This is a genomic window from Ignavibacteria bacterium (assembly GCA_016873775.1).
Lineage (GTDB): Bacteria > Bacteroidota > Ignavibacteria > UBA10030 > F1-140-MAGs086 > JAGXRH01.
Map to the genome: position 1 here is coordinate 1 of VGWC01000152.1, position 1,654 is coordinate 1,654.

Annotated in this window: 2 protein-coding genes; both read right to left on the bottom strand. The window is 42.2% G+C overall.

From position 1 onward, the window contains the following. On the bottom strand, nt 1–442 hold a 442-nt coding region (locus FJ218_11495), incomplete at its 3' end, for a BMC domain-containing protein (protein MBM4167525.1). A 90-nt stretch (nt 443–532) separates the two neighbouring features. Then, on the bottom strand, nt 533–1,654 hold a 1,122-nt coding region (locus FJ218_11500; GenBank protein MBM4167526.1), incomplete at its 5' end, for an NADH dehydrogenase subunit.

Here is a 1,654-nt window from a genome sequence, read left to right on the forward strand (position 1 = left end):
CGGCGGCAACTTCTCCCGTCATTGTCAAAAATGCTTTTCCGCCCAACGCCATAGCAAGACGAATTTCTATCAGTGTAACGTTTGCAGATTTTACTGATGCATCAGCGGCTTCAATGAGTGATGCAACGGAAAACGATTCGATGATTCCCAATGCTTCGAGCAAATCTACTTTACTCGTTCCGGAAATTGCGGGAAAAACATTTTGATGAACATTCGGAATCACAAACGTATCAATAATCGAACCGCGTCCGGCAAGAACTCCCGCATCAACGCTTGCCCGCACTGCTGCAACGTCTCCGCCAATCAGCACCATATATTTTCCCGAACAAATAGTGCGCGATAAAATTATTTCTACTTCCGCCGCTTTTAACATTGCGTCTGCAACGAGAAATCCGGCAGCAATACTTGTGAGTTCGATAAGACCAATTGAGTTTTTTTGCATAAGGTGTTTACTTTCTTTGTGTCTTTGTGTCTTGGTGTCTTTGTGGTAAAAATTTAAACCACTAAGACACAAAGGCACCAAGTTTAAATTTTATTTTTCAATTACAATATTTTTTTCATCAACATTTTTCACCACTCCATCAATGCTCGCGTGAATTCGCGCTCCTAATTTTCCTTCGGGAATTTCGCCGATGAGTTGTCCTTTGCGAACATTATCTCCAACGCGAACAACTGCTTGCGCGGGAGAACCGATGTGTTGCGATAACGGAATTTCCACTTTCTTCGGAAGAATTTTTTCAGAAGAAAATTTTGTGTCAACATTATATTCTTCTACGCCGAGACGTTTCATCAATTGTTTCAACGGTGTGCGTCTTCCTTCATACATCGGATGCGGTTCGACTTCCATCTTTCCGCTCCACTTGATTCCTTGTTCGCGCAAATCGTGTTTCGCTTTGTCGCATGCTTCTTTCGGAAATAAACTTTCGGGACACGCATACAACGTGCACAATCCACACGCGCAGCAAAGTTGTGCAAATTGATTCCAGATATTTTCTCCCGTTGTTGTGAATCCCAAACTCCGCATCACTTTGTGCGGCTGAATGTCGTAACCAAGAATGTAACGCGGACAAAGTTCCGTGCAATAACTACACTGGTCGCACGCAGATTTTCCGATATGATGTTTTACTTTTTCCGGTTGCATTTTTCTTTGCACAAGTGTATGTTCTGTTGGGAGAACAACAAGTCCCGCGCAGGTTTTTGTAATTGGAATATCAAGATTGAATTCCAATTTCCCCATCATAATTCCGCTGACAAACACTGCAAATTTTTTTTCTGTTGTTCCGCCAGCGAGAGAAATCGCATCGCGAAAACTCATTCCGATTGGCGCAAGAAATGATATTGGATTTTTTACTGCGCCAGCGATGGTAATAAATTTTTCTGTTACAGAAATTTCTTCTGTCGCTTGCGAAATGTTATACAACGTTTCGACATTGTTCACAACAACGCCGACATCGAGCGGAATTCCTTGCGGCGGAATAAGTCGTTTCGTTGCTTCATACACTAAAATATATTCATCGCCAGAAGGATAAAAATCGCCAAGTTCGTGAACGGAAATACGCGTGTCGCTGATATGTGATTTGATTGCATCAATCGCATTTTTATTTTTCGATTTAATGCCGATGATTCCTTGTTTCGCGCCGGTAGATTCCATCAA